At 71.4% G+C, this 25740-nt stretch carries 21 protein-coding genes, 2 tRNA genes and 1 pseudogene; 9 read left to right on the plus strand and 15 right to left on the minus strand.

What is annotated here, in order from left to right; all coding sequences use genetic code 11:
• Nucleotides 1–123 precede the first annotated feature (123 nt).
• Genes D7V80_RS16125 through D7V80_RS16150 form a run of 6 tightly spaced genes read left to right on the plus strand, consistent with a single transcriptional unit; the run spans nucleotide 124 to nucleotide 5858 of the window.
• Nucleotides 124–1761, plus strand: coding sequence for a glycosyltransferase (locus D7V80_RS16125; protein WP_233585398.1), 1638 nt, complete (start codon nucleotides 124–126; stop codon nucleotides 1759–1761).
• Nucleotides 1751–2290, plus strand: coding sequence for a hypothetical protein (locus D7V80_RS16130; protein ID WP_120589009.1), 540 nt, complete (start codon nucleotides 1751–1753; stop codon nucleotides 2288–2290). Before D7V80_RS16125 ends, D7V80_RS16130 begins: the two co-directional genes overlap by 11 nt.
• A 56-nt stretch (nucleotides 2291–2346) precedes the next feature.
• Entirely contained in the window at nucleotides 2347–3258 is a 912-nt protein-coding gene (locus D7V80_RS16135) for a bifunctional 2-polyprenyl-6-hydroxyphenol methylase/3-demethylubiquinol 3-O-methyltransferase UbiG (RefSeq protein WP_120589010.1), read from the plus strand.
• Nucleotides 3259–3318: 60 nt separating this feature from the next.
• On the plus strand, nucleotides 3319–4017 hold the full coding sequence (locus D7V80_RS16140) for a glycosyltransferase family 2 protein (RefSeq protein ID WP_120589011.1): 699 nt from the start codon (nucleotides 3319–3321) through the stop codon (nucleotides 4015–4017).
• 5 nt (nucleotides 4018–4022) lie between these two features.
• Nucleotides 4023–4433, plus strand: coding sequence for a DUF2304 domain-containing protein (locus D7V80_RS16145; RefSeq protein ID WP_120589012.1), 411 nt, complete (start codon nucleotides 4023–4025; stop codon nucleotides 4431–4433).
• Between the two features lie 27 nt (nucleotides 4434–4460).
• Nucleotides 4461–5858: a DUF2142 domain-containing protein gene (locus D7V80_RS16150; RefSeq protein ID WP_120589013.1), complete on the plus strand. Its 1398-nt coding sequence runs from the start codon at nucleotides 4461–4463 to the stop codon at nucleotides 5856–5858.
• Between the two features lie 45 nt (nucleotides 5859–5903).
• On the opposite strand, the gene D7V80_RS16155 is transcribed toward D7V80_RS16150, so the two are convergent.
• The 11 genes from D7V80_RS16155 to D7V80_RS16210 form a co-directional block, all read right to left on the minus strand.
• On the minus strand, nucleotides 5904–9521 hold the full coding sequence (locus D7V80_RS16155) for a class I SAM-dependent methyltransferase (protein WP_120589014.1): 3618 nt from the start codon (nucleotides 9519–9521) through the stop codon (nucleotides 5904–5906).
• Between the two features lie 149 nt (nucleotides 9522–9670).
• Nucleotides 9671–11848: a glycosyltransferase gene (locus tag D7V80_RS16160; RefSeq protein WP_158616645.1), complete on the minus strand. Its 2178-nt coding sequence runs from the start codon at nucleotides 11846–11848 to the stop codon at nucleotides 9671–9673.
• Nucleotides 11849–11999: 151 nt separating this feature from the next.
• Nucleotides 12000–13421 (minus strand): glycosyltransferase family A protein, encoded by a 1422-nt coding sequence (locus tag D7V80_RS16165; protein ID WP_147447118.1) that lies wholly within the window; start codon nucleotides 13419–13421, stop codon nucleotides 12000–12002.
• Nucleotides 13418–14215: a glycosyltransferase family 2 protein gene (locus D7V80_RS16175; RefSeq protein ID WP_233585396.1), complete on the minus strand. Its 798-nt coding sequence runs from the start codon at nucleotides 14213–14215 to the stop codon at nucleotides 13418–13420. The genes D7V80_RS16165 and D7V80_RS16175 overlap by 4 nt, the downstream gene beginning before the upstream one ends.
• Nucleotides 14216–14265: 50 nt before the next feature.
• On the minus strand, nucleotides 14266–15576 hold the full coding sequence (locus D7V80_RS16180) for an ABC transporter ATP-binding protein (protein WP_120589019.1): 1311 nt from the start codon (nucleotides 15574–15576) through the stop codon (nucleotides 14266–14268).
• Entirely contained in the window at nucleotides 15573–16352 is a 780-nt protein-coding gene (locus D7V80_RS16185) for an ABC transporter permease (protein WP_120589020.1), read from the minus strand. Before D7V80_RS16185 ends, D7V80_RS16180 begins: the two co-directional genes overlap by 4 nt.
• 156 nt (nucleotides 16353–16508) lie before the next feature.
• A tRNA-Gly gene (locus D7V80_RS16190) sits at nucleotides 16509–16583 on the minus strand.
• A gap of 30 nt (nucleotides 16584–16613) precedes the next feature.
• Nucleotides 16614–16688 (minus strand) — tRNA-Gly (locus tag D7V80_RS16195).
• Nucleotides 16689–16773: 85 nt separating this feature from the next.
• The gene (pgsA, locus tag D7V80_RS16200) at nucleotides 16774–17463 is read right to left on the minus strand and encodes a CDP-diacylglycerol--glycerol-3-phosphate 3-phosphatidyltransferase (protein ID WP_014397631.1); all 690 of its coding nucleotides are present in this window, start codon (nucleotides 17461–17463) and stop codon (nucleotides 16774–16776) included.
• A gap of 11 nt (nucleotides 17464–17474) precedes the next feature.
• Nucleotides 17475–19217 (minus strand): tetratricopeptide repeat protein, encoded by a 1743-nt coding sequence (locus D7V80_RS16205; protein ID WP_120589021.1) that lies wholly within the window; start codon nucleotides 19215–19217, stop codon nucleotides 17475–17477.
• Nucleotides 19174–19863: a transglycosylase SLT domain-containing protein gene (locus D7V80_RS16210; protein ID WP_120589022.1), complete on the minus strand. Its 690-nt coding sequence runs from the start codon at nucleotides 19861–19863 to the stop codon at nucleotides 19174–19176. The genes D7V80_RS16205 and D7V80_RS16210 overlap by 44 nt, the downstream gene beginning before the upstream one ends.
• Nucleotides 19864–19951: 88 nt before the next feature.
• Here D7V80_RS16210 and nadB point away from each other — a divergent pair, with 88 nt between their 5' ends.
• From nadB to D7V80_RS16225, 3 genes are read left to right on the plus strand one after another with little or no spacing between them, the layout of a single operon-like run.
• Complete coding sequence (nadB, locus tag D7V80_RS16215) at nucleotides 19952–21538, plus strand: L-aspartate oxidase (protein ID WP_120589023.1); 1587 nt, start codon at nucleotides 19952–19954, stop codon at nucleotides 21536–21538.
• A gap of 6 nt (nucleotides 21539–21544) precedes the next feature.
• A complete protein-coding gene (locus D7V80_RS16220; protein WP_199738675.1) occupies nucleotides 21545–22309 on the plus strand; it encodes a rhomboid family intramembrane serine protease in 765 nt (254 codons plus the stop codon).
• 2 nt (nucleotides 22310–22311) lie between these two features.
• Nucleotides 22312–22914, plus strand: a complete 603-nt coding sequence (locus D7V80_RS16225) for a TIGR00730 family Rossman fold protein (protein ID WP_120589024.1) — start codon at nucleotides 22312–22314, stop codon at nucleotides 22912–22914.
• Between the two features lie 18 nt (nucleotides 22915–22932).
• On the opposite strand, the gene D7V80_RS16230 is transcribed toward D7V80_RS16225, so the two are convergent.
• The 4 genes and pseudogenes from D7V80_RS16230 to D7V80_RS16245 form a co-directional block, all read right to left on the minus strand.
• Entirely contained in the window at nucleotides 22933–23562 is a 630-nt protein-coding gene (locus D7V80_RS16230) for a hypothetical protein (RefSeq protein ID WP_120589025.1), read from the minus strand.
• Complete coding sequence (pyrE, locus tag D7V80_RS16235) at nucleotides 23559–24134, minus strand: orotate phosphoribosyltransferase (RefSeq protein WP_014397638.1); 576 nt, start codon at nucleotides 24132–24134, stop codon at nucleotides 23559–23561. The genes D7V80_RS16230 and pyrE overlap by 4 nt, the downstream gene beginning before the upstream one ends.
• Before the next feature lie 3 nt (nucleotides 24135–24137).
• Complete coding sequence (locus tag D7V80_RS16240; RefSeq protein ID WP_120589026.1) at nucleotides 24138–25463, minus strand: ParB/RepB/Spo0J family partition protein; 1326 nt, start codon at nucleotides 25461–25463, stop codon at nucleotides 24138–24140.
• Nucleotides 25464–25560: 97 nt separating this feature from the next.
• Nucleotides 25561–25740 (minus strand): annotated as a pseudogene (locus D7V80_RS16245) (polymer-forming cytoskeletal protein); the annotation flags it as partial.

The raw sequence follows: 25740 nt of genomic DNA on the forward strand, positions 1-25740 counted from the left end.
TGACACGCCACCACTCGTACGTCGGGAGAAAGCGCCCTCCGTAGCGGAGGGACGGATCCCCGTCAAGGCACGCGCGCGACCACTTGTGGCCGGTGCGGGCCAGGGGTAAATGCCTTGCCCAACGTGAGCCTCTGGAACAGCAAGCGAGGGACCGCGTCCTCGGGCGCCGGAGCGGTCCACCAGCTCGTACCGCGGCTGGCCTGGGGCGACGCCGTGGGCAACCAGGTGCGCTACCTGCGCGACCTCCTGCGCGGATGGGGGTACGCGTCGGAGATCTACGCGGAGCAGTGGGACGAGGCGTGCCGGGACGATGTGCGCCCCGCGCTCGAGTACGCGCGCGACGCGGGCCGGGACACGGCGCTGCTCGTCCACCACAGCTTCGAGTCGCGGCTGGTGCCGCTCGTGGCCAAGGCGAAGGGGCGCAAGGCGCTGCTGTACCACAACGTCACCCCCGCGCGGTTCTTCGAGGGGACGGACCGCCACGTCGCCCGCGGCTGCATGCTGGCGCGCGACGAGCTGCTCCAGCTGCGCGAGCACGTGACGCACGCCTGGGCGTACTCGCACTTCAGCGTGGAGGAACTGTCCGCCGCGGGGTACCCCGACGCGAGCGTCCTGCCCTTCGCGGTGGACTGGAACGCGTTCAACGTGCCGCCGGACGCGGCCCTGCGCGAACAGGTGGAGGACGGGTGCTCCAACGTGCTCTTCGTGGGCCGCACCGTGCCCAGCAAGCGGCTGGAGGACGTGCTGCGCGTCTTCACCGCCTACCAGCGCCTGTACCAGCCCAAGAGCCGGCTGCTGGTGGCCGGGACGCTCTACAGCAGCGCGCCCTATGACGCCTCCGTGCTGGCGCTGCGCGAGCAGCTGGGCCCGGACCGCGTGGTGTTCCTGGGGCGGGTGGACGCCGCCCAGCTGTCCGCGTGCTTCGCCTCCGCCACCGCGTACCTCTCCATGAGCCGCCACGAGGGCTTCGGCGTGCCGCTCCTGGAGGCCATGTACCGGGGCGTGCCGGTGGTGGCCTACGGCGCCGCGGCGGTGCCGGAGACCATGGGCGGCGCGGGCCTCACCACCCTGTCGGACGACCCCGCGCAGGTGGCGGGGCTCCTGGCGGTGCTGGAGCGCGACCCCGCCCTGCGCTCACGGGTGGTGGAGGCGCAGCGCCAGCGACTGGCGTCCCTGGACCAGCAGTCCGTGGCCCAGCGGGTGCGCGAGGCGCTCATGCCCTTCCTCCAGGGGGACGCGCCCCCTCCCCGTCCGTCCGCCGGGCCCGCCGTCACCGTCGTGTGCCCGGGCTTCGACGCCGCGCCGGATGCGCCCATGTCCCGGCTGGCGCGCGCGGTGGTGGACCGGCTGCCGGACGCGAGCCTGTGGACGGTGCGCCGGCAGGTGCTGCCCCTGCAGCTGGCCCCGGGCGATGAGCGCGAGGGTGTGACGCGGGTGCGGCGCTTCACGCCGGACGAGCCCACCTTCGGGTTGGACGGGGTCAGCCCGCCGTCGTCGTCCCTGGAGACGGGCGTGCGGTGCGCCTCCGGGCCGTTGCTGTTCGCGGGGGCCGGTGAAGAGGTGGCCCGGCGCACGGTGTCGCGGCTGCCGGCGGACACGCGCGTCGCGGGCGTCTGGGAGCCCCGCCGCGCGCCGGACGCGGGCGTCCGCCAGGTCCTGGGAAAGAGGCTGTGGGAGCTCACCCCGGGGCGCGACCTGACGTCGCTGGCGGCGGAGCTGGCAAGAGAGCTGGACGTGGGAGGACACCCGCATGCGCGCTGAGGACCTCATCACCGACGACCCCACCGTGAAGGCGGTGCTGGAGTCCCTGGAGCGGCTGCCCACGCCCGAGCCCGAGAAGGTGGAGGCGCTGCGCCGACGCCTCGCCGCCACCCAGGCCCAGCCCCCCAGCTCCGCGTGGCCCACGTTCCTGGAGGGCGCGCGGCTGAAGCGCGACGCGCGCTACGCGGATCCGCCCTCGTCCCACCGGCCCCTGGTGGGGCCCGCGCTGGTGATGGCCAAGCGCGCCTTCCGGCTGGCGTTCCAGCCCTTCATCAACGAGGCGCTCCGGCGCCAGGTGGAGTTCAACGAGGCCATCCTGGACGCGCTCGCGCTCATCCACGAGCACCAGCGCGTCCAGGCGCGCACGCAGTCCCTGTGGCGTCAGGAGGTGGAGCGCCAGCTGGAGCAGCTGACCTCGCGCCTGCCTCCGGCCCCGTCGGAGCCTTCGCCGAAGCCATCGCCGGAGCCTTCGCAGGAGCCCGCTCAGGAGCCGCCGCGCCGTGCGCCCTCGCGGCGCCGTGGCCGCTAGCCCTCCTGTCAGACACGTGACGGGGGACGCGCGGAAGCGGTAGGGTGCCGCCCCCTATGTCCGCCCCTTCCTGTCCCGCCTGTGCTTCGCCCTCGCTCCAACCGTCCTTCCAGGGGCCCCGGCTGGACGTGGAGACCTGCGAGCGCTGTGGCCACCGCGTGGCGAGCCACCGCGCGCCGCGCAACACCGCCGACTACCACGCGCAATACGACAGCGGCGGCTTCATGGACTCGCTGCGCGTCACGCGCCAGCGCCAGGCCCGGCGCATCGTCGAGCGCCTGCGCCGCCACGTCCCCCAGCCCTCGCGGCTCCTGGACTTCGGCGCGGGCCGGGCCTGGTTCCTGGAGGGCTGCCGCGAGGCGGGCGTCCAGGAGCTGTCCGGCGCGGACATCTCCGAGCTGTCCGTCAACCTGATGCGCGACGCGGGCATCCCCGCCATGCGCCTGCCCCTTCCCGAGGGCGGACAGTGGCACCTGCCCCTTCAGGACCTGCCCTTCCGTCCGCGCATCCTCACGCTGCTGGACGTGGTGGAGCACTTCCCGGGCGCGCACCTGACGGACATGGTGCGCCACCTCGTCACCCAGCTGGCGCCCGAGCTGGAGTGGGTGGTGCTGAAGGTGCCGGTGGCCAGCGGCCTGCTCTACCGCGTCTCCCGCGCCATGGCCGGTGTGGCCTCGTCGGGGCTGTTCGAGCAGCTCTACCAGGCGGGCACCTTTCCTCCGCACGAGAGCTACTTCACCCATGACTCCATGAAGGCCCTGCTCCCGCGCGTGGGGCTGGAGCTGGTGGACGCCTTCGGGGACCTGGACTTCGAGGCCGACAGCCTGGCGGACCGGGCGCACGCCCTGAAGAGGCTCCCCCGGCCGCTCGTCTCCCTGGCGGGCCAGGGGCTGGGCGCGGTGGCCCGGGGCCTGAGCCTGGAGGATGCGGGTATCTTCATCGCGCGCGTGAGCGGGAACCGGGCGTAGCGGGTTGTTCCCGCGTGCCGTGAAACGATAGAAGGCCCGGAAGACGCAGGAGGGGGCTGAATGGACACCCGACAGGGCCTCATCGTGTTGCTGGCCTTCAACGAAGAGGAGTGCATCGGCTCGACGGTGGCGGAGCTGCGCGAAGCGCTGCCGGAGTTCGACGTGCTCGTCGTGGATGACGGTTCCCGCGACGCCACGGCGCAGCGCGCGCGGGATGGCGGAGCGCGCGTGCTCAGCCATCCCTTCAACCTGGGCGTCGCCGCGGGCGAGGCCAGCGGCCTGCTGTTCGCGTCCCGCAACGGGTACGACCACGTCATCCGCATGGACGGCGACGGCCAGCATGATCCAGCGTCCGTGCCCGCGCTGCGCGAGGCGCTCCAGTCGGGCGTGGAGCTGGTCATCGGCAGCCGCTTCGCGGGCGTCACCAGCTTCCGCTCCACGTGGCTGCGCCGCTTCGGCAACCGGTTCCTGGCGGGCCTCCTGTCCTCGCTGAGCCGCCACCGCATCACCGACCCCACCTCCGGCTTCCGGGGCTTCGGTCCGCAGGCGATCCGCTTCTTCGCGCGCGTCCACCCGCATGACTACCCGGAGCCGGAGAGCGTGCTGATGGCGGCGCGGCAGGGCTTCGCCATCGCGGAGGTGCCGGTGCGCATGCGGCCGCGCCTCACCGGCACCAGCTCGCTGACGCCGTGGAAGTCGGCCTTCTACATGGCGAAGGTGTCCTTCGCCCTGCTCATGGAGCGGGTCCGTCCCGTCTGATTCCCATGTTTCGCTCCAGCCTCATTGGCGTGGCCTTCGCGGCCGCCTTCGCCTTCAGCGTCCTGTGGTCGGCCCGGGGCCGGCGCACCAGCGAGCGGCACACCTTCGCGTGGCTGCTGGTGGCGGTGGCCATCGCGGGCCTGTCGCTGTGGCGCCACGGCATCGACGCGCTGGCGACGGCGATGGGCATCTACTACGCCCCGTCCGCCCTCTTCTTCATCGCCCTGTCGTGCCTCATGTGGCTGGTGTACCGGCTGAGCCTCCAGGTGGCCGACCAGCGCCAGCAGCTCAAGCGGCTGGCCCAGGAGGTCGCCCTGCTCACCTCCGCGGAGGCCGAGCGCGCCGCGCGGGCGCAGCCCCGTCCTGAAGCCATCTCCCCCGCCGTCGCAGCCCGGCGCGACTCGCACGCCGTCTGAGGGCCCACCGGGCCCCATCCGAGCTCCATGCTTCCGTCTTCACCGTCCCCGTCCCCGCTGCGTCCGTTCTTCATCGCGCCCGTCGTGGCCTTCCTCATCGTGGCCGCCGTGCTGGGCGCGGTGCTGAGCTTCCTCACGCCCCCGTTCCAGGTGGCGGACGAGCCGGCGCACTTCTACCGCGCGTACCAGGTCTCCCAGGGGCAGCTGACGGCCACGCGGATTCCTGGAGGTGACGCGGGCGGGCAGCTCCCGCGCAGCATCGTGCGGGTGGCGCAGGACGTGTCCGCGGGCGTGGGCGGCAATCCCGGGGCGCGCCAGGACCGGCAGCGCCTGCGCGAGGCGATGCACGCGGCGCTGGCGCCCCAGGACACCCAGGAGTGGGGCTTCGCCGCGTCCTCCATCTACTTCCCGCTGGTCTACTTCCCGCAGTCGCTGGGCATGGCGCCCGCGCGGCTGTTGGAGGCTCCCCCGGTGGTGGTGCTATGGGCGGGCCGGCTGGCCAACATGCTGGTGGCGCTGGTGCTCACCGCGGTGGCGCTGCGCCTGATGCCCTTCCAGCGGTGGGCCTTCGCGCTGCTGGCGCTCACGCCCATGGTGCTCTTCCAGCGCGCGTCCGTGTCCGCGGATCCCATCACGATGTCCGCGTGCCTGCTGCTGGTGGCGCTGTCGCTGCACTTCACGTTCGCGCACGAGGGGCCCCTGGGCGCGAAGCAGCTGGGGCTGCTCCTGGCGAGCGCGGTGTTCGTGGCGCTGTGCAAGCAGGCCTACCTGCCGCTGTCGCTGGTGTTCCTGCTGCTGCCGCTCGCCCGGCTGGGGACGCGCGGCCGCTACGCCCTGGCCCTGGCCGCCATCGTCGCCGTGCCCGCGCTGCTCCAGTTCGCGTGGTCCTCCACGGTGCGGGACATCTTCCGGCCCAGCGAGGTGGTGGCGCAGGTGGCCCACGTGCGCGCGCACCCCTTCCAGGTGCTGGGCGTGCTGGTGAGTGACTTCTGGAAGAAGCTGCCGGACTTCCTGCACCAGGGCGGCGGCATTCTGGGCTGGCTGGACACGCCGGTGCCCCGCCCCGCCCTCTTCGCCCTGGCCGCGCTGCTCTTCGGGGTGATGGCGCTGGACGCGGACAAGGACGCGCCGAAGGTGGGCTGGCGCGAGCGCGCGGTGGCGCTGGGCGTGGCGGCGGCGGGCGTGCTGGCCATCCAGGCCATGCTGTACCTGGCGTGGACGGCGCCGGGCGCGAACCACGTGGACGGAGTGCAGGGCCGCTACCTGCTGCCCTACGCGCCGCTGCTGGTGGTGGCGCTGGCCCCGCCCGCCTGGGTGCCGCGCGGGCTGACGCGCTTCAAGCCGGTGCTCATCGCCGGCTTCATCGTGCTCACCGCGGCGGTGACGATCACCACGGTGTACCAGCGCTACTACGGCCCGGCGTAGGAGCCGGGCCGGGGTTTCGTCACTTCCGGCCTCCGCCCCCGCGGTTCAGCGCTGGGTGGCCGAGGCGTTGGTGGTCGCGCGGGGCGTGCTTCGCGCGGCGGGCGTGGTTACGAGGCCAGCCAGGAACCCGTGGAGCTCGCGGGCCTGGGTCACGTAGTCGCGCACGGCGGCGCGATGCGGGTTCTGGTACCGCGCCAGACGCTCCGGGTGGGCCATCAGGTCGCGCAGCACGCGGCGGTAGCCGTCGGCGTCGCCAATGGCCAGGACGTTGCCGTTGACGCCATCCACGATGTCCTCGCTGACGCCGCCCGACGCCGTGGTGACCACCCACACGTTGCGGGCCAGGGCCTCGCGCACCGCCAACCCGAAGCTCTCCTTCCACTGCGAGGGCATCAGCAGCACGTCCACGCCGTCGAAGAAGGCGTCCAGGCCGTCCTGATCATACGGAGGCACCACCTCCACCTGCCCCTTCACCTTCCATTCCTTCGCGTCGATGGCGGCGGGCCCCAGGCGCAGCTGGATGTCCGTCATCTTCAGGACCCAGTTGGAGTCCGGCACCGACTCCAGGATGTCCTTGAGCCAGAAGTACCCCTTGTGCACCGCGCGGCCGCCCAGGTAGGCGAAGCGCACCGGGGCGTTCGCGGGGCGCGCGGCGCGCTCCCGGCCGGGCATCAGCACGCCGTTCTTGTTCACGACGATGCGCTCCGGCGCGATGCCGTTGGCGATGTAGAGCTGGCGCTGGAACTCGCTGGGCGTCATCAGCAGGGCCGCGCCATCCAGCACCTTGCGCAGGGCGAACGTGCGCTTGAAGGTGTAGCGCGAGTCCGGCATGCACTTGGAGCACACGCGCAGGTCGATGGCCTTCTGGTCGCAGTACGAGTTGTCCTCGCGGACCATGAACTGCCGCTCGCACAGCCACCACGCGTCATGGAGCGTGATGGTGTACGGGATGCCCTCCGCGGCGCACGCGGTGGCGAGCGTGGAGCTCAGGAGCTGGATGGAGTGGAAGTGCACCACGTCCGGGCGCACCGACTTGAGCACCTGGGTGAAGGTCTCCCCCATGCGCGGGTTCTGGTACTCCTGGGCGCGGTCGGTGAGGGACGGCACCTTGGTGGCGATGACCGGCAGGCCCATCGCCTCGTAGCGCACCACCGAGTAGTCCGGCAGCGTCGAGCCCACGATGCCGGTGAACACGGTGACGTCGCAGCCCTCCGCCTTCAGCCGGTCCGACACCTGCTCCGCGACGATGGTGGCCCCGCCGAAGCTCAAGGGCGCGAAGAGCACGTTGACCGCCAGCACCTTGAGGCGCGGCGGCGGCGCGGGCGGCAGGTGCTGGAGGATGGGCTGGAGCCGCTCCGTGGCGACCACCGCGGGGTGGTAGCGCGCCATCACGCTGCGGTGGGCCTCCTCGCCCGTGCGCTTGCGCAGCGACGCGTCCTGAACCAGCGCGGACAGCGCGGACTCCCACTCCTCGCGGGTGGTGGCGAGGAAGCCGTTGCGGCCGTGTTCGAGGATCTCCCGGAACGGCGCGGTGCTGGAGCACACCGTGGGCACGCGGAAGACGGACGCCTCGATGAACTTGATGTTGCTCTTGGCTTCGTTGAAGACCGTCGGCTCCAGCGGCGCGATGGAGATCTGCCAGGACGCGAGCGCGCGCAGGTAGTCTTCCGCGTCCAGGAACGGGATGCGGAAGATGCGGTCGGAGAAGCGCTTGAAGCCCTCCGGCAGCTCCAGGTAGCCGTGGATGGCCAGGCGCACGTTCGGGTGGCGCTCCATCACCGCGATGATGGCGTCGGCGGCGATGGTGAAGTCGGCGTCGTGCGTGCGCGTTCCACTGCCGTAGCCGATGGTGACCCAGTCCGGATTCACCGCGGGCGGGCGCGCATCCATCTCCTTCGCCACCTCCAGGATGACGTCGTCCAGGCAGTTCTCGACGATGTAGACCTTGCCGGAGTTGGCCTTGGCCATCTCCCTCGCCAGGGTGGGCGTGCTGGCGATGGCGTTCTCACTCAGGCTGAGCGCCCTGCGGTATTGCCGCACGCCGTTGATCAGCAGCTCGCGCTCGGCGGCGGGCAGCCGCAGCACGTTGGAGTTCTTCTCGTACTGCTCCACGTCGAAGATGAGGTCGTCGACGTCGAAGAAGTGCGGGAGGCCCAGGCGCCGGGTCTCCGCCAGCAGCTCCTCCACGGCGGGATAGGCGGGCACGCGGTAGTAGATGACCAGGCCGTGGAACTGGAGCGCGGCCTTGCACTCCGCGTGGTCGTGCCAGTTCACGACGGTGACGTCGTACCCGAGCCGGTGGAACATGGCGACCTTCTGGTCCACGCGGTAGCGCTTGCACTGGGGCAGCGACAGCTCCGCGATGATCAGGATGCGCTGTCCCTTGCTGGACTGGGAGACCTGCGTCAGCGGCACGGTCCACGGAGACGGGGGCGCGGGCGGCGCGCTCGGGGCCGGGGCGATGACCGGCGCGGCGGGGGCGACGGGAGTGCTTGGCGTGAGGGCGGCCTTGGCGGCGCGCAGCGCCTGGAGCGCGCCCTGCTTCGCGGGCAGCCGGATCAGCTTCGCGCCCACCTTGTGCAGCGTGCCCTTGCTCTTCTGGTAGTAGTGGCCGCGCTTCGTGCCGGGGGGCAGCACGCGCTCGCGCATGGCCCAGTAGCGGTTGATGGCCTTCCAGGCGAGGCTGCCGTTGATGTGCGCCAGCTCCGAGCCCTGGCGCGACACGTGCGCATCCAGTTCGTGGATGCGGGCGTTCTTGCGGCCCAGCTCGTCCTGGAGCATCCGCTGGGCCAGGCCCAGCCGCGCGAGCCGGCCTTCGGTCTCGCGCAGGGTGCTCGCGGCGTCGCGTGCCGCTTCACGGGCGGCGTCCAGCTCCGCCTGGAGCTGCTGCGCCTGACGCGCGTGGTCCGCGGCCTGCTGTTCCTTCTGTCCGTAGGCGTCGCGCAGCTGCTGCTGGTGCAGCAGGAGCGTCAGGCGCCCGCCCAGCGTGGCGAAGGCCTGCCGCAGGTGTTCGCGCTCCGCGTCGCGGGTGCTCGTCAGGGCCACCATCCCTTCCGGCTGCTCCGGGCCCACGGAGAGCACGCCCAGACCGAAGCCGTGCTCGAACTCGAAGGAGGGATGCTGGCCCTGGATCTCCTCCCACAGCCGCCAGACGCCGAAGTTGCGCTCGCGCACCTGGGTGTCGTGGAAGAGGATGACGCCGCGCGCGCTCATCTTGGGGCGCCAGCGCTCGAAGTCCGCCTTCACCTGCTCGTATTCGTGGCAGCCATCGATGTGGAGCAGGTCGACGGTGCCGTCCGCGAACTGGCTCAGGGCCTCGTCGAAGGTCATCGCATGCAGCTGGGAGAACCGGCTGTAGCGCGGGTCATGGTGCGCGCGCAGGTCCGCGAGCACCTCCGGCCCGTAGAAGCCCGCCTGCGAGTCGCCCTTCCACGTGTCCACCGCGTGGCAGCGCGTCTCCAGCTTCAGCGCGTCCACCGCCTGACAGAACGCGGAGTAGGACACTCCCGTGTGCGTGCCCAGCTCCACCAGAGTCGCGGGACGCAGCAGGTCCACCAGGAACATCGCGAACGGGACGTGCTCCACCCAGGCGGAGGAGGCCAGCAGCCGCAGGGGCTGCGTGAGGCAGAGGGGGTGTTCCAGGGGATTGAGCTGTGAATGCATGTTCGTGACGTCCGGAAGGCAGACCCTCGCGACAGGCAAGGCACGCCCCCCCTCCTTGGCGGATGTCCTCCATGTCATCCCCCTCCGGGAGCGTCAAGACTGGCAGGCCGCTCGCTCCACGGGGGAGGAAGCGCGTTCGTTGTTCTTTTCTACGCTGTCTGGACGAAGTCGAGGCGCGGATGGCTGGAGGGGTCGGTCCGTCCCGCGCGCACCCACGCTTCACGCAGCCGCCCGGCGTCGTGGGTCGCCGCGAGTGCTCCCTCCCGCGAACGGGTGCGCACGAGTCGCGCGTGGGGTGCGTAGAGGACGCGCAGCCCGGCTTCGCTCGCGCGCAGGCACAGGTCCACGCCCCGTGCCTCGTCGGACGTGAAGGCCGCGTCCCAACCTCCGAGTGACTCCAGGACCTCGCGGCGGATCATCGCGCAGGCGCTGGAGACGGCGCGCACGTCGCGAGGCCAATGCGAGCCGCCGAACGCGCCGAGCGTGGGATCGAACAGCCCCGCGAAGGGGCGCAGCACCCGGCCCTCGGCGTCGAAGCGCAGCCCTGCCTCCAGCACCTGCCCCGCGGGAGAGACGATGCGCGCGCCCACCACGCCGACGCCGGTGCGCGAGGCCTGTGACGCGAGCTCCCTCAGCCACCCCGGTCCGGTCGGGAGCGTGCCTGCCTCCAGGACGAGGATGAGGTCGCCCCGGGCCTCGCGTAGCAACTGGTTCGCCACGGCGCCCGGGGTCGCGGCCGCGTCCACCTGGACGTGGATGGCGTTGCCGGTGGAGGAAGCGCCTGGAGACGAAACAGGGACGCGGACCTCCACGTCCAGGTCGTCCGTGAAGGCGAGGAGCGCCGCGAGCTCGGCCTCGGTGGGCGATTCCGAAAGCAGCACCGACACCCGCGGACGGCCCACGAGCGGGTGGCGGGTCCGGTACAGCCCTGGCGCGACGGTCTCCGCCGAGCCGCCCTCCCCCATCCGCGACAGGTGCTCCGCCACGGCCCTGCGGCCCGCTTCGGAGGCCGCGGGCTTCGCGCTGGCGTCCGTGGCCGTGGAGCCGGGCAGCGTCCGCCAGTGGTAGAGCACGCGGGGGATGTGCTCGAAGCGCCGCGTGCGCTCCATCAGGCGCAGGAGCAGGTCATGGTCCTGCGCCCCTTCGAAGCCCGGGCGGATGCCTCCCACCTCGCGCAGCAGCGATGCACGCACCACGAGGAAGTGGCACACGTAGTTCACCGCGCGGAGCAGCTCCGGGGACAGCGCGGGCTTCAGGTAGGGCGCGAAGCGCAGCCCCCGAGCGTCCACCTTGTCCTCGTCCGAGTAGACGACGTCCGCGTCCGGCGTTTCACCGAGCCGCAGCGCGACCTCGGCCAACGCGTGCGGCGCCAGCAGGTCGTCGTGGTCGAGGAAGCCCACGTACTCCCCGGTGGCCAGGGCCAGTGCGGCGTTGGTCGCGCGGGCGATGCCCTGGTTCGACTCCAGCCGCGCGAAGCGGATCCGCGCGTCGCCGGCCGCGGCCTCTCGCAGCGCGTCCGCCACCGCCGCCGAGCGCGAGCCGTCGTCCACGATGCACAGCTCCCAGTGCGGGTACACCTGTGCGCGCACGGACGCGACGCATGCGCGGAGGACGTCCACCGGTGTCTCCCAGGCGGGCGTGACCAGGCTGATCCGAGGCTGGCGCTCCAGCCGGGCAAGCGCGGCCGTCGCATCGCGGACCTCGCGGGTTTCCAGCGCCAGGGCTTCGCGCGTGTACGTCTCTGGAGCGGGAAAGAGCACTGCGGGACGGGCCGCGCCCAGCAGGTGCCGCAACAGGCGGACGGTCGCGTGATTGAAGGCGACCTGCCGCCGCCACAGCTCGCGCCACAGGGGCAGGCCCACTGCGCCGGCCTCTTGCGACAGCACGTCGCATCGGGCTTCCAGCGCGTCCAGTGCCTCGGCGGCGCCCTCGGTCCGAAGGGGCCATCCGGCGCCGGAGAGCAGGGCCACGACCGCGAGGTTCCAGGCCCGCTGCGCCTCCAGCCCAGGTACGCAGGGAAGCCACCGGCCCACCGCGCCCACAGGCCGCGGATCCGCGAGTCGTGAGAGTTCCTCGCGGGCCAACTCCGGCAGCGTCCGTTCCGGCTGCCGGATCAACGCCCGCAGCCGCAGGTCGAAGCGCAGCTGGCGGTCCAGCACCCACCGCTGCAAGGGCGAAAGCCCCCGCGTCCCCCAGCGCTTGGCGGCGGTGATGACCGGGCCCCAGCGCGCACGGTGCGACTGCGGTACGTCGAAGCCCAGCACCTCGACGAAGACATCGTGAGGCGGATGCGCCCGGCCGGTGGGAGATCCTGACGCGGTCGGCACGGCAGAGGACGGCTTCCGGTCGGCCATGTCCAACGTCGCGGCTGCGGCAACGGAGGATGGCTCCCGGTCAGCCGGGTCCAACGACACGGCCTCGACGCCTTGCGTCTCTCGCGGACCACGAGGGCCGTCACTGTCGGCGGCACTCATCGTCTCAGCGTCCGCTGCCGGATTTGATCCGGTTCGCCAGGGCCTTGAGCGTGCCGTGGACCCAGGGGATGTCGTGCACGCGGGCATTCAACGCATCCACCACCCGGTGGCGGAACTCACGGGCCTGGAGCGTCTCGTTGCGGATCCGCGCCACGGCGTCCACCCAGGACTCCAGGGGGCGCACCAGCCACGTCCCCGGAGCCACGGCGACGGCCGGCGGCTCGCGCGGCCCCCGCACCTCGCACGAGGCGATGCCTGCCACGAACACCGGCGGAAACAGCGCCCCCAGCCTCGCGGGCAGGTCCCCGAGTCCCGTTTCCATCGCCACCGGGAAGGGCCCGATGCGATGACGGTCGATGACCATCGCGTGGACGAGCTCCGGATGGACCACCAGGTGCTCCACCTCCAGCCGGTCGCCCAGTGGGAACGGCACCTTCGCGCGCACGTAGGGAGGAGCCCCCTCACCGGATGCCCACTCGGTGCGGAACGCGCGCGCCAACGCCCAGGCCTCGTGGCCCGTCTGGAGCGCGCGCACCAACTCCACGTAGTGACGCGGGTACACCACGCACCGCGCATCCACGAACGCCAGGTACTGTCCCCGGGCCTCGCGCACGGCCTCCACGTACAGGGCTCCCGCGGGCGCTCGCACGGTGCGCGCCTGGAACGACCCCAGCCTGCCGTAGCGCTCCAGCGCCGCCTCCGCACCGGACAGGTCCACGCCCTCGGGCGCCGCGAGCAGCAACTCCAGCGGCTGCTGCTCCTGACAGGCCAGCGCGAAGAGGGTCTCGTCGAGCGCCGAGTCCCGCGTCCCCGGCTCCACCGTGACGACGACGCTGAGCAACCCCGCCACTGGCGCGCGCACGGGCCCGTCCGGCACCGCGACGTAGAGCCCCTCCTCCACCTGCGTGGACGGCGACAGCTGGGCCAGCACCGCCCGCAGCGCCTGCGCGGTGTCCTCCGCCAGCGCCGTGCCTCCGGACGCGCACGGAACCACCTCACGGTGCGCCACCCGGTAGCCCGCCTCGGCCAGCCGCCGCAGCATCCGCTGCTCGGAGAGCCCCGCGCGCACCGGCGACTCCCCCGTCAGCGCGCCCATCAACGCCCGCGCCGAGCCCGCGTTGCGCAGGCCGAACACCAGCTCCGCCCCCGGCGCCTCGCGCCGCAGCGCCTCCAGCCCGTCCTCCAGCACCCGCTCGACCGCGTCGCCCTCCAGCACCACCAGCGTCGGCGCGGGTCCCTTGCCCCGCTTCCACTCCGGCCCTGGCAGCTCCCGCACGGAGCCGCCCCGCGCCCGCAGGGCCTCCGCCAGCGCTGGCGACGCGCCCACCAGACTCACCACCGCGCCCGCGCGCGCACGCGACAACACCAGCGCCATCCACCGCTCGGACGCGGCGGACGGGGGCGCCTCTTCGGATAGAGCGTTCACCAGCGCCTCCGAGCGAACTCCAGGTGGTGCCTGAAGTTCGCGATGCCCGCGAGCTTCCGCCCGGGCTTGAGGATGTCGGGCGTCTGGAATGGCTCGCCGCCCAGCTGCGCGTACTCCCGCAGGCGGGCATTCATGAAGGCCGCGTCACCGTACTTCGCCCCGAGCAGGGCCGCGCTGCGGCGGACCATCTGCTCGCGCACCGGGCTCTCCTCCCGGGTGACGGTGTAGTGGTGCACCAGCGCGGAGGGCGCCACCCGGATGGACAACCCGGACGCCCTCGCTCGCCACGACAGATCCACGTCCTCGCAGTACATGAAGAAGCGCTCGTCGAAGCCACCCACCCGCGCGTGCAGCTTCTTCGTCACCAGCAGCACGCAGCCGCTGCACCAGGGCGTCTCGCCCGTGGACGGATGGTACGGCTTGGGGTGCTCGTCCGGAAACAGCCGGGCCTCCACCAGCCCCGTGTCCGCCCGCTGATCCGCCTCACGCGCAAGCTCCCGCACGCAGTCCGGATGCAAGAGCCCATCCGGGTTCACGCAGACGTAGTACCGCGCCCCGCCTGAGCCGAAGGCCTCCGCCATCATCCGGTTGTGCGCGGCCCCGAAGCCCAGGTTCCTCCCGGCGTGCCGGTAGTCCGCGTCCGCGTCCAACCGCATCACCCGCGCGCGCAGCGAGTCGTCCGGCGAGTTGTCCAGCCACGCGACCCGGAACGCGGGCGCACCCGGAGCCTCGCGGTTCCACCGGAGCGACTCCCACAGTCGCTCCAGCTCCCGCTCCGGGTTCCGGTAAAGCACGATGCCCAGCCAGATGCCCGGCCTCCCCCCATTCGCCGAAGCAGGGCCGCTCACGAGCCGACGTCTCGCACTGGCGCCACGCGAGCCGCGGCGCCCTCCACGATCCACCGGTGCGGAGGCCGCGTCACGCCTCCGTCCTGCACGCTGGAGCGCACCTCGAAGGAGCATGCCTCCTCACGCTTCTCCCGCACCTGCCCCGCCCGGTCGCGCACCACCACCGTGAACGCGTAGCGCCCCGCGGTGAGGCCCAGCCGGTCCACCACGAAGCGCACCGTCCCGCTGCCGGCCACCGCCGCGCAGAAGGGCACCTCCTCCGCGAACGTGTCCGTGGCGTGCATCAGCACCCCGTCCGCCCGGGTGAGCTCCAGCCCCAGGCCCAGCTCCGGCGCGGGCGTGCGCGCGGTGTACGCCACGCTCAGCTCCAGGCCGTCCTCGGTGTCCACGAACTCCACCGCCCCGCCGTCCCGGCCCCTCAGCCGCACCGCATCCACGGTGAGCGGAGACGCTTCGCCCTGGGGCGACGCCAGCGACGGCAGCGCGCCGCCGTCCGACGCCAGCGCGGGCGACTCCATGGCCATGCCGCGCTCCTCCGCCAGCGCCACCGCGCGGCGGTAGCTGCGGATGACGTCCGCGGGCGGACCGAACTCACGGATGCGTCCGGCGTCGATCCACGCGCCCAGGTCGCACCAGCGCTCCAGCGTCCCCAGGTCGTGGGTGACGATGACGATGGTCTTCCCGGCCCGCTTGAACTCCGTCATCTTCGCCAGGCTCTTCTTGCCGAAGTGCTCGTCACCGACGGCGAGGATCTCATCGATGATGAGGATGTCCGGATCCACGTGCGTGGCCACGGAGAACGCCAGGCGCATGTACATGCCGCTGGAGTAGGTGCGCACCGGCTCGTCGATGAAGTCGCCCAGCTCGCTGAAGGCGATGATCTCCTCCATCCGCGCCTTCACCTCCGCGCGCGACATCCCCAGGATGATGCCGTTGATGAGGATGTTCTCCCGGCCGGAGAAGTCCGGGTGGAAGCCCGCGCCCAGGTCCAACAGCGCGCTGATGCGCCCGTTGATGTCGATGGTGCCCGTGGTGGGCGTGTAGATGCCGGTGATGAGCTTGAGCAGCGTGCTCTTGCCGGAACCGTTGCGCCCGATGATGCCCACCGTCTTGCCGCGGGGCACCACCAGGTCAATGCCCCGGAGCGCTTCGATCATGGACTTGCCGTCCGTTTCGCGCTGGCCGCGAAGGAGGCGGATGAGCTCCGACTTGATGGTGGTGTACTCGCGCCGGATGGTGCTCTTCCGGAAGCGCTTCACCACGTTGCGGAGCACGATGGCGTCCGGAGACGCGATGGCGCTGGTCATATGAACTCCGCGAAGTCCTCGCGACGGCGCTCGAAGATGCCCGCCGCGATCCACAGCAGCGCCAGGGAGATGCCCAACCACATCAGGAGCGGGCCGGGCTGCGGCAGCTGGTGTTCGTAGAAGATGGCCTGGTAGGACGTCACCATGACCCCCATGGGGTTGAGCAGCACGACCGGCGCCCGGACCGCTTCCGGCAGCGAGTCCACCCGGTAGAAGACCGGCGTGACGAAGAACCACATCGTCAGCAGGTTGGCGATGATCTGCTGCAGGTCCCGGAACGTCACGTTGAGCGCGGACACGATGTAGACCAGCGCCACCGTCATGCACAGCTGGGTGAGCAGCACCACCGGGAAGGCCACCACGTGCCAGGTGGGCACGTAGCCCAGGACCAACCCCAGCCCCACCATCAGCGGCAGGGACAGCACGTAGTTGCACAGGTTGGTCACCACCACCGTGGCCGGCAGCACCTGGGCGGGGAAGCGCACCTTGGTGAGCAGATCGCGCCGGTCACTGATGGCGCTGGCGCCAGTCCCCAGCGACGTGGCGAACCAGATCCACGGGAGCAACCCCACGAAGACGAAGAACGTGTACCCGGGGATGTTCTGCCGCATGTAGACGGTGAACAGCAGCGAGTAGACGCCCATCTGGAGCATCGGGTTGAGGAACGTCCAGAAGAAGCCGAGCACCGAGTTCCGGTACCGCGCCTTCAGCTCGCGCTGGGTCAGGCTGAGCAGGAGGCCCCGGTACTGGTAGAGCTCACGGAGGTTGCGAAGCATGCGGCGCCATCCATACCTCATGCCCCCGGAAGGTGTCAGGCATGGGACTCCTGCCATCCACGCGAAAGCCCGTCTGCTCGGCAGGCCTCGCGCCCCCTCCGCGAGGCCATTTTGGAAAAGAAAAAGGCCCCCTGGTTTCCCAGAGGGCCTTTGATTTGGAGCGGGAAAAGGGATTTGAACCCTCGACCCTCGCCTTGGCAAGGCGATGCTCTACCGCTGAGCTATTCCCGCATCAGGTACTGCGGTGCTGCGTGCTTCGTTTGGAGCGGGAAAAGGGATTTGAACCCTCGACCCTCGCCTTGGCAAGGCGATGCTCTACCGCTGAGCTATTCCCGCATCAGGTACCGCAGTATTGCTTGCCACCCGCCGGTCGGTGCCGCGCCGGAGGTGGGGTGCGATATACAGAGGCCTCCCGGACACGTCAAACACTTTTCGCATCCGGATCCGTGCTGCCCCGGCGGGCGAGCATGTTGAGGAACGCGCGGAAGTAGACGACCGCGCTCCACACGGAGAACGCACCGGACAGGTACACCAGCACCTTGCCCACCTGGTTGTAGTCCACGGTGACGACGCGGAAGCCCACGTCCAGCGGGTGCACGTAGTGGACGCACAGGGAGATGATCCCCACCAGCTGGAGGGACGTCTTCCACTTCCCCTCCTGCCCCGCGGCGATGACCATGCCTTCACTGGCGGCGATGGTGCGCAGACCGGTGACGATGAACTCGCGGGCCAGGAGCACGATGACGACCCAGGCGGCGATGCGGCCCAGGCGCACCATCATCACCAGGGCGGCCATGGCGATGAGCTTGTCCGCCAGCGGATCCATGAACTTGCCCACCACGGTGATGAGGTTCCAGCGGCGGGCCAGGTAGCCGTCAATCACGTCGGTGATGGCGGCCACGGCGAACACCAGGCCGGCCAGCAGCGAGTGCAGGGGATCCGCGTCGTAGGTGAGCCAGACGAACACGGGGATGAGGAGGATGCGCCCCAGCGTCAGCATGTTGGGCAGGTTCCAGAACTCCTGCACCAGGATGCTGGGACGGCGGGACGCGCGGCGGCGGGCCCGCTCCTCGCGCTTGCGCTGCTTCCTGAGGGCTCGCTCGGTGGCCATGGGCGCGCGTTCTACCGGACCCCGAGTGCGATGAGGGCAAATCCTTCACCGCCCAGTTCCACCGCCGCCTTCAGTGTCTCCCCGCCAGCGGATGCCACGAGCGGCACCACGCGGGGCGTGAGGTTGCCCACCCAGCCCACCAGGTGCGTGAGGGGCACCGTCACCGGCTGGTCCATGGCCACCGGCACCGAGCGCAGCGGGCCCGTCAGGCTGAGCAGCACCCGCCCCTGCCCGCGCAGGTGCACCAGGTCCAGGTCCTGCGCCAGGTCCGACGGCACGCGGCCGTTCTCGAAGACGACGGGCTCCTCGAAGGCGAAGACGCACGCGTCACGCAGGTAGACGGACTCGTCGTCCAGGGAGACAGCCACCCACTGCCGCCCGGACACGGGCTCCAGGTGCAGCGTCCCCTGCCCCCGGGCGCGCACCATGGCCTGGTCGCCCTCACCAAAGGGCTTGTCCGTGGCCCGGCCCCGGAAGCGCTTCATCTCCGGCTCGAAGGTGACCTGGCCGCGCACGGCGATCAGCCCCTCCAGGCGCGTGAGCAGCTCACCCTCCACCGCGAGCGCCAGGACGGACGCGCTCTGGGTGAAGGGCTGACCCGGCGCCACGCCCGGCAGCGCCACCGAGGGCACCCACGCGGTGAGCACGGGAGGATTCGAGCCCGTTGCAGCGTCAGGCGAGGAAGGCGGCTCGGCGGCGCGGGTCAGCGGAATCGGCGCGGCGGGCCGGGTCGCTTCCGGTGGCTCGCTCGTGGCCAGCGCGGCGAAGGTCTCCGCGAAGGCGTCACCGGGCTCCGACTCCAGCTCGGACGCGAGGACGGGCGGCTCCTCGGAGACTTCGATCTCCTCCGACACAGGCGTGGGGGGCAGCTCGTCGGCGACCTCGACATCGGCCGCGGAGGTGTCCGCGTCCGTGGTGGCGGCGAGCTCCGCGTCTTCCTCGAAGGTGCTCGCGCCAGCGGCGAGGCTGGGGTCCTCGTCCTCCTGGATCTGGGTCGCGGCGCGCGAGCTGGAGGCCTGGTCGTCCGTGGTGGCGGGCGGGCCTTCGTCCTCCGCGAAGCGCAGGTCGTCGTCCGTTGCCTTCGCGGCGGCCTGAGGCGGCGGCTCGGCGGCGGCGCGGGGACTGCGCGGCGCCTCATCCAGACCGAACTGGGCACCCCAGTCGCTCTCGCCGGAAGCAGACGACGCGGGCACGGGCAGCGCGGCGGACTCTTCCTCCTCCTCGCGCGGACGGGCCGGCGTGGGGGGCGCGGGGGGACGGCTGTAGCCCTCGCCAGCGATGGCGCGCGACATCTTCTCCGCCATGGCGTCGCTGCCGGACAGCAGGAAGTGCTCGCGCGCGCGGCCGTACTCGCCCATCTGGGCGAAGGTCAGGCCCAGGTAGTTGTGGGCCTTCTTGTGGTCCGGGGCCAGGTCGGTGGCGGTCTCGAACTCGCGCGCCGCGCGCTGGAGCGCGTTCGTCTTCAGGTAGACGAGCCCCAGGTTCACGCGCAGCGTCGGGTCCACCGGGTTGTCCCGCACGAGCATCTCGTACAGGTCGGCGGCGCGGTCGAAGAGGCCCAGCTTGAAATACGTCAGGCCCAGGAGGTTCTGGGCCTTCTCGTGGCGCGGCTGGAGCTGGTGCGCACGCTCCAGGAAGTCCTTCGCTTCGGTGACCTTGCCGGCGCCCAGCAGCTCGCTCCCGCGTTGGAGCTGCTGCAGGAACTCCTCGTCAGCGGGGCCCGGCGGCTTCGTCCCCTTCGTGCGCGTCGTCATTCTCGGATGTGGGCTCACGGCTGCTGGCCTCGGCCTGGGCGAGCCGCTCGCGCTCCTTGTAGTGTTGGTAGAGCTGGAGGACCTTGCGCACGTATTCCTGCGTCTCGGCGTACGGCGGCACCTGGCCTCCGTACTTCTTCACCGCGTCCGGTCCAGCGTTGTACGCGGCGACCATCTTCACCATGTCGCCGTCGAACATGTTGGCCAGCACGCGCAGGTAGCGCACGCCGCCCTCGATGTTGTCCTTCGAGTCGAAGATGTCCTTCACGTACATGTCCGACGCGGTGCCCGGCATGAGCTGCATCAGCCCGCTGGCGCCCTTGTGGCTGAGCGCGTTCGGGTTGAAGTTGCTCTCCGTGTGCATGATGGCGCGCACCAGCGCCGGCGGGATGCGGTAGCGCAGCGCCGCGGTGGTGATGTGCGGATCCAGCTCCGCGGGCGTCCGCGAGCGGCCCCGCACGGGCGCGGACTTGGCCGGCGCGGGCGTGAAGGTCCCGGACAGCTTGCGGGCCTTGCGCGCGCCGCCAGGCGGCACGTTCGTGTAGACGATGGTGCCGTCCTTCTCCACGTAGCTGTAGATGCCGTCCGAGGCGGCGGCCGGGAGGGCGGCGGTCAGCAGGACGACGAGGGCGGTCAGGACACGCATGGCGGCGGGCGAAACCTTAGACAACGCCCGGAAAGTCCTCAAGAAAACGCCTTGTTTCCAGCACTTACCGCCATTAAGCCTGTTGGCCATGCCCCATCGGTTTGATTTTCTGGTCATGGGCGGCGGCGTGGCCGGACTGTCGTTCGCCCTGCAGGCGGCCCGGCATGGCACGGTCGCCGTGCTCACCAAGCGCGAGCGCGGCGAAGGCAACACCGCCTACGCCCAGGGGGGCATCGCCGGGGTGTTGTCCCCCACGGACACCTTCGACGCGCACATCGACGACACGCTCGTCGCGGGTGCGGGCCTGTGCCACCGCGACGCGGTGGAGGTGACGGTGCGGGAGGGGCCCGCGCGCCTCAAGGAGCTGGTGGCGCTGGGCGCGGCGTTCGACCAGCGCGGCGGCGAGTTCGACCTCACGCGCGAGGGTGGCCACTCCGCCCGCCGGATCATCCACGCGGGCGACATCACCGGCCGCGAGGTGCAGCGCGCGCTGCTGGCCTCGTGCGACGAGCAGCCCAACATCACCTTCTTCCAGAACACGGCCGCCATCGACCTCATCCTGGACCGGCGTCCGCACACCCCGGCCGGCAGCCGGTGCCTGGGCGTGTACGCGCTGATGGAGGACGGCTCCATCGAGCGGTTCCTCTCCAAGGTGACGGTGCTGGCCACGGGCGGCGCGGGCAAGGTGTACCTCTACACCTCCAACCCGGACGTCGCGACGGGCGACGGCGTGGCCATGGCGTACCGCGCGGGCGCGCGCGTGGCGAACATGGAGTTCTACCAGTTCCACCCCACCTGCCTCTTCCACCCGGAGGCCAAGAGCTTCCTGATCAGCGAAGCGCTGCGCGGCGAGGGCGGCAAGCTGCGGCTCAAGGGCGGCCAGACGTTCATGGACCGCTACCACCCCATGAAGGACCTGGCCCCGCGCGACGTGGTGGCGCGCGCCATCGACGCGGAGCTCAAGCGCACGGGCAACGACTGCGTCTACCTGGACATGACGCACCTGGGCCGCGCGTACCTCACCGAGCGCTTCCCCAACATCTACGCCACCTGCAAGGCCTTCAACATCGACATGGCCGTGCAGCCCATCCCCGTGGTGCCCGCGGCCCACTACCAGTGCGGCGGCGTGGTGACGGACCTGCACGGGCGCACCAACATCCCGGGCCTCTACGCCATTGGAGAGGTGTCCTGCACCGGCCTGCACGGCGCGAACCGGCTCGCGTCCAACTCGCTGCTGGAGGGCCTGGTGTTCGGCCACCGCGCGGTGCAGGTGGCGTCGGAGGAGCTGGCGTCGCTGACGCTGCCGAAGGAGGACCCGCCGGCCTGGGACTCCGGCAGCGCGGTGGACTCCGACGAGAGCGTGGTCGTCACCCACAACTGGGATGAGATCCGCCGGCTGATGTGGAACTACGTGGGCATCGTCCGCACGGACAAGCGGCTGATGCGCGCGCGGCGGCGGCTGGAGCTGCTGCGCGAGGAGATCCGCGACTACTACTGGCGCTTCAAGGTCACCCGCGACGTCATCGAGCTGCGCAACATCGCGGAGGTGGCGCACCTCATCGTGGACTGTGCCAGCCGCCGCAAGGAGAGCCGGGGCCTGCACTACACCCTGGACTACCCGCACACGGACGAGCACCAGGGCACACGCGACACCATCCTCTCCCGGGAGCTGTGAGCGCCCATGTCCCGTCCGCGCCGAATGCTGGATGACCTCCCCGGCCCCTCCGGGCTGGGAGACACGCAAGACAACGCGCCACGTGGACAGGGCGGGGACGGACCGCCCCCGGGCCCGCCCCAGCCCCAGCGCGCGCTGCCCACGCCCTACGTCAGCTTCGCCATCATCGCGGGCGCGGTGGTGATGTTCTTCCTCAGCCCGTCGCTGGGCCGGCCGCTCGTCATCGACGGGAGGACGCTGGGCCTGGTGGGGCCGCTGGCGCTCTACGGGCCGTGGGTCCAGGCGGGCGAGTACTGGCGCCTGCTGGGCATGGTGTTCGAGCACGGCGGCGCGATGCACCTGCTCTTCAACATGCTCGCCGTCTATTCGCTGGGCGCGTCGCTGGAGCGCGGCATCGGGAGCCTGAGGTTCCTGGGGCTGTCGCTCGTCACCGCGCTGGGCGGCTCCGCGTTCGCGCTCTTCTTCAACTTCGACACCGTGACGGTGGGCGCGTCCGGAATGATTCTCGGCTGGGGCGGCGCGATGCTGCCCATCCTCACGCAGCAGGGCCGCCGGGAGCACATGTTCTGGCTCGTGCAGGTGGCGGTCATCAGCCTGCTGCCCGGGGTGAGCTGGGCGGGGCATTTGGGCGGCTTCGTCTTCGGCCTGCCCTGCGGCATGGCGCTGCGCATGGGCCCGAAGGTCTACGCGCGCGCCATCCCCGTCCTGCTGTTCATCGCCGCTACGCTGGCCGTGGTCGCCGCCCATCCCGGGCGCCTTGGAGGCTTTTGACGATGGCTGGAACCCCCGTGCGCAGCGTCTGCGTCTTCTGTGGCTCGCGCTCCGGCGTGCGCGCCGAGTACCGCGAGGCCGCGTCCAGGATGGGCGCCGCGCTGGCGAAGCGGGGCCTGACGCTCGTCTATGGGGGTGCCAGCGTGGGGATGATGGGCGCGGTGGCGGACGCGGTCATCGCCAACGGCGGCAAGGCCGTGGGGGTGCTCCCCCACTTCATGGACGCGAAGGAGCTGGCCCACCCGAGACTGACGGAGCTGCACCGGGTGGACTCCATGCACTCGCGCAAGGCGATGATGGCCGAGCGCGCGGACGCCTTCGTCGCCCTGCCCGGCGGCTTCGGCACGCTGGACGAGCTCTTCGAAATCGTCACCTGGGCGCAGCTGGGCCTGCACCGCAAGCCCATGGGCCTGTTGGACGTGGACGGCTTCTTCCAGCCGCTGCTCGCGATGGCGAAGCAGATGGTGGAGGCGGGCTTCGTCCCGGAGACGCAGGGCGTGCCCTTCGCGGTGAATGCCTCGCCGGACGCGCTCCTGGACCGCCTGCTCGCGGGGCCCACGATGCCGCTCACGTCGAAGTGGCTGAAGGACGGCCAGCAGACCTGAGGGCCGTCCCCGCCGCGTTCAGCGCGCGTGGACCTTCAGCTCCGCGTTCCCCAGTGACGAGGCGACGCGGAGCATCACCTGCTCGGTGCCCTCGGGGATGATGGGCTGGCCGTTGCCGAAGGTCTTGGGGAACCGCACGCGGTAGCCCACCCAGAAGAGGCTGGCGTACGGGTAGTAGGCGCGCACGTTGAGGTCCGCCCGGCCCAGGCGGCGGATCTCCGAGGGCGTGATTTCGCCCGCGGGCGTCACCAGCGCGATCCGCCAGATGCTGTTGCGGTGGGCGAAGTCGTCGTAGCGGTAGTCGTTGACGTGCACCGCCAGGTAGAACTCGTGGAACTTCGCCGCGTCCGCCAGCTCCTCCGACAGCAGCTGCTCCACCTTCGCGGCGGGCAGCGTCTGGAAGATGGCGCGGCGGTGGATGCGGGCCTCGCGGAAGGCGGGCGTCTGGAACGTGGCCCCCGCGAAGACGCGCGTGTCGAAGCCGTCGTAGATCTCCTTGCGGTCCGAGTACCGATTCAACACCGCGAGGTAGGCGGACTCCTGCTTGGGGTCATCCAGCGTGGGCGCGGGCTCCCCGACGACGGGGGGCGCGGTAGAGCAGCCGCCCAGCGCGCCCAGCAGCACCGCGGCCACCAGCAGCCTTCTCACGGGATGAAGTCCTTGCGCGTGAACAGCGTGGTGAGGCGGTGGCCGGCGGCTTCCACGGCCTCGCGTCCGCCCTCCAGCCGGTCCACCAGCGCGAAGGCGCCCAGCACCGTCAGGCCCTCCAGCTTCGCGCGTTCAATCGCCTTGAGCGTGGACGCGCCCGTCGTGACGACGTCCTCCACGATGGCCACCGGGGCGCCGGGGCCCAGCGCGGACAGGCCTTCAATCCACTGGCCGGTGCCGTGGCCCTTGGGCTCCTTGCGCACGATGAACGCGTGCAGGGACTTCTGGCCGCCGCCCTCCAGGAAGCTGGTCAGGCTCACCGCGGACGCGAGCGGATCCGCGCCCAGCGTCAGGCCGCCCGCGGCCACCGCGGACGGAGCGTCGCGCCGGATGGCCTCCAGGAGCAGCCGGCCGATGAGGTAGTGGCCCTCGGCGAGCAGCGCCGTGCGCTTGCAGTCGATGTAGAAGTCCGACTCCTTGCCGGAGGAGAGCACCACGCGCCTGCGCTCGAAGGAGCGCTGCGTGAGCACCTCCAGGAGCCGGGCGCGGTCGCGTTCGAGCGTTTCCGCCATGGCCTACAGACCCTCCAGGTACGCCACCAGCTGCGCCGAGTAGCGCAGCTGCATCAGCAGCTCCGCCTTGCGGGATTCGTCCAGCGCGGCGAACACGTCCGCGAGCAGCGAGAGGTCCTGGTTGAGGGCGCCCATGCGCTGCGCGACGTCCACCGCCAGCTCGTCCGCGTCGATCTCCTCCTCGACGCCCTCCGGAGCCAGCGTCTCCTCGGTGGCGAGCGCCTTCTCCAGCATGTCGCGCACCGGCGCCGTGAGCCGGCCTTCGGCCTCCAGCGACTCGCGCTTGGCCTGCAGCACGTCGTGCTCCACTGGCGAGGCGTGGATGGCCTCCGCCAGGGACAGCAGGAGCGCGTCCTCGTCGGACAGCTCCTCGTGCACGCGCACCTGCACCTGGTCGCGCTTGAGGAAGCGCAGCGCCGCCACGCGCCGGAAGCCGCAGATGAGCTGGTAGCGCTCTTCGCCGCGCGGGCGCACGTCCACCGGGAACAGCTGGCCCAGTCGCGCCAGGTCCGTGGCCAGCTCGGACACGTCACCCTCGTCCCGCAGGCGGAAGGTGGTGTCCTCCTCCAGTCGCTCCAGCGGCAGCACCATCGCCGTCACCTGTCCCATCACGCGCGGCTCGATGGCCTGCGCGAGGGGCTCCCCTTCCGAAGTCGCCGCGCCGTCGTTGGCGCCCTGTTCCGAACTCTCGCCGGAGCCCGCGTCCTCCTGGCTCGCACGGCTCGCCACGTCCCAGATGCCGGCGCTCAGGAGCGCGTCGTCCGCGCCCGACACCGGACCGGAGCGCGGCTCCGCCAGCACGTCCTTCGCCTCGCCGCCACCGTCGCTGCCCGTGCCGGAGGCGTCCTGGACGCTCTCGCCCGAGGACAGCTCCACGTAGCGGCCAGGGCCGGCAGAGGCCTCCGCGTCCGCCGGGGTGCGGGTGCCCTCGCCCTGCCCGGCCGCGCCCTCGCCTTCTGGGCCACCACCGCGCGTGGCTGCTTCGCCTTCACCGCGCGAGGCTGCTTCGCCTTCATCCCCGCGCGTGGCTGCTTCGCCTTCACCCCCGCGCGCGGCTGCTTCGCCCGACGTCGCGGTGTCCCCGGCGGGAGCCTCTTCTCCGGCGCGCGCCTCCGGCTCACCGGTGGCTCCGGCGGCCGTGCTGGCCTCGGTCGCGCTCGCCGGCCCGCCCTCTCCGGGCAGGTCGGTCTGGGCCCCACCCGCTTCGGCCTGGGGGGCTCCTTCCGGCGTCACGTCTCCACTCGCGCCCTCGCCATGCTTCGGCGCGGACGCGTCAGCCGCTCCCTCCTGCTGGGACGGCGTTGCGTTCTCCCCAGGTGTGCCCGGCATCCCTTCCTGTCCCTCGGCCCTGTGCTCGGCGTCCATGGTGGCACCCCCGGTTGTTCCACCCCCGCGCCGCCGGAAACGACGGCGCGGCGGGCGGGCTCTAACGGGACTTCTTCACCACGACCTTCTTCTTCGCGCCAGCACCCATCACGCGGGGAACGGGCGCGCCAGCACTGCTCGCCTGCTCAGTGGCTGCCGGACGCGGCGGCTCCGGAGCCCGGGTCGTGGTGGCGGCGGGCGGCGGAGGCGGCAGCGGCTTGGCCGACGGACGGGCCACGAC

It is taken from the genome of Corallococcus sp. CA054B (assembly GCF_003611625.1).
Classification (GTDB): Bacteria; Myxococcota; Myxococcia; order Myxococcales; family Myxococcaceae; genus Corallococcus; species Corallococcus coralloides.

Bases quoted from the DNA above. Each gene is read 5' to 3' on its own strand.
- D7V80_RS16220 (WP_199738675.1), top strand. From the start codon at position 21,545: ATGTCCCGTCCGCGCCGAATGCTGGATGACCTCCCCGGCCCCTCCGGG.
- D7V80_RS16225 (WP_120589024.1), top strand. From the start codon at position 22,312: ATGGCTGGAACCCCCGTGCGCAGCGTCTGCGTCTTCTGTGGCTCGCGC.
- D7V80_RS16155 (WP_120589014.1), bottom strand. From the start codon at position 9,521: ATGCATTCACAGCTCAATCCCCTGGAACACCCCCTCTGCCTCACGCAG.
- D7V80_RS16210 (WP_120589022.1), bottom strand. From the start codon at position 19,863: ATGCGTGTCCTGACCGCCCTCGTCGTCCTGCTGACCGCCGCCCTCCCG.
- D7V80_RS16145 (WP_120589012.1), top strand. From the start codon at position 4,023: ATGTTTCGCTCCAGCCTCATTGGCGTGGCCTTCGCGGCCGCCTTCGCC.
- D7V80_RS16240 (WP_120589026.1), bottom strand. From the start codon at position 25,463: ATGCCGGGCACACCTGGGGAGAACGCAACGCCGTCCCAGCAGGAGGGA.
- D7V80_RS16150 (WP_120589013.1), top strand. From the start codon at position 4,461: ATGCTTCCGTCTTCACCGTCCCCGTCCCCGCTGCGTCCGTTCTTCATC.
- D7V80_RS16185 (WP_120589020.1), bottom strand. From the start codon at position 16,352: ATGCTTCGCAACCTCCGTGAGCTCTACCAGTACCGGGGCCTCCTGCTC.
- D7V80_RS16130 (WP_120589009.1), top strand. From the start codon at position 1,751: ATGCGCGCTGAGGACCTCATCACCGACGACCCCACCGTGAAGGCGGTG.
- D7V80_RS16135 (WP_120589010.1), top strand. From the start codon at position 2,347: ATGTCCGCCCCTTCCTGTCCCGCCTGTGCTTCGCCCTCGCTCCAACCG.
- nadB (WP_120589023.1), top strand. From the start codon at position 19,952: ATGCCCCATCGGTTTGATTTTCTGGTCATGGGCGGCGGCGTGGCCGGA.
- D7V80_RS16205 (WP_120589021.1), bottom strand. From the start codon at position 19,217: ATGACGACGCGCACGAAGGGGACGAAGCCGCCGGGCCCCGCTGACGAG.
- pgsA (WP_014397631.1), bottom strand. From the start codon at position 17,463: ATGGCCACCGAGCGAGCCCTCAGGAAGCAGCGCAAGCGCGAGGAGCGG.
- D7V80_RS16180 (WP_120589019.1), bottom strand. From the start codon at position 15,576: ATGACCAGCGCCATCGCGTCTCCGGACGCCATCGTGCTCCGCAACGTG.
- D7V80_RS16140 (WP_120589011.1), top strand. From the start codon at position 3,319: ATGGACACCCGACAGGGCCTCATCGTGTTGCTGGCCTTCAACGAAGAG.
- pyrE (WP_014397638.1), bottom strand. From the start codon at position 24,134: ATGGCGGAAACGCTCGAACGCGACCGCGCCCGGCTCCTGGAGGTGCTC.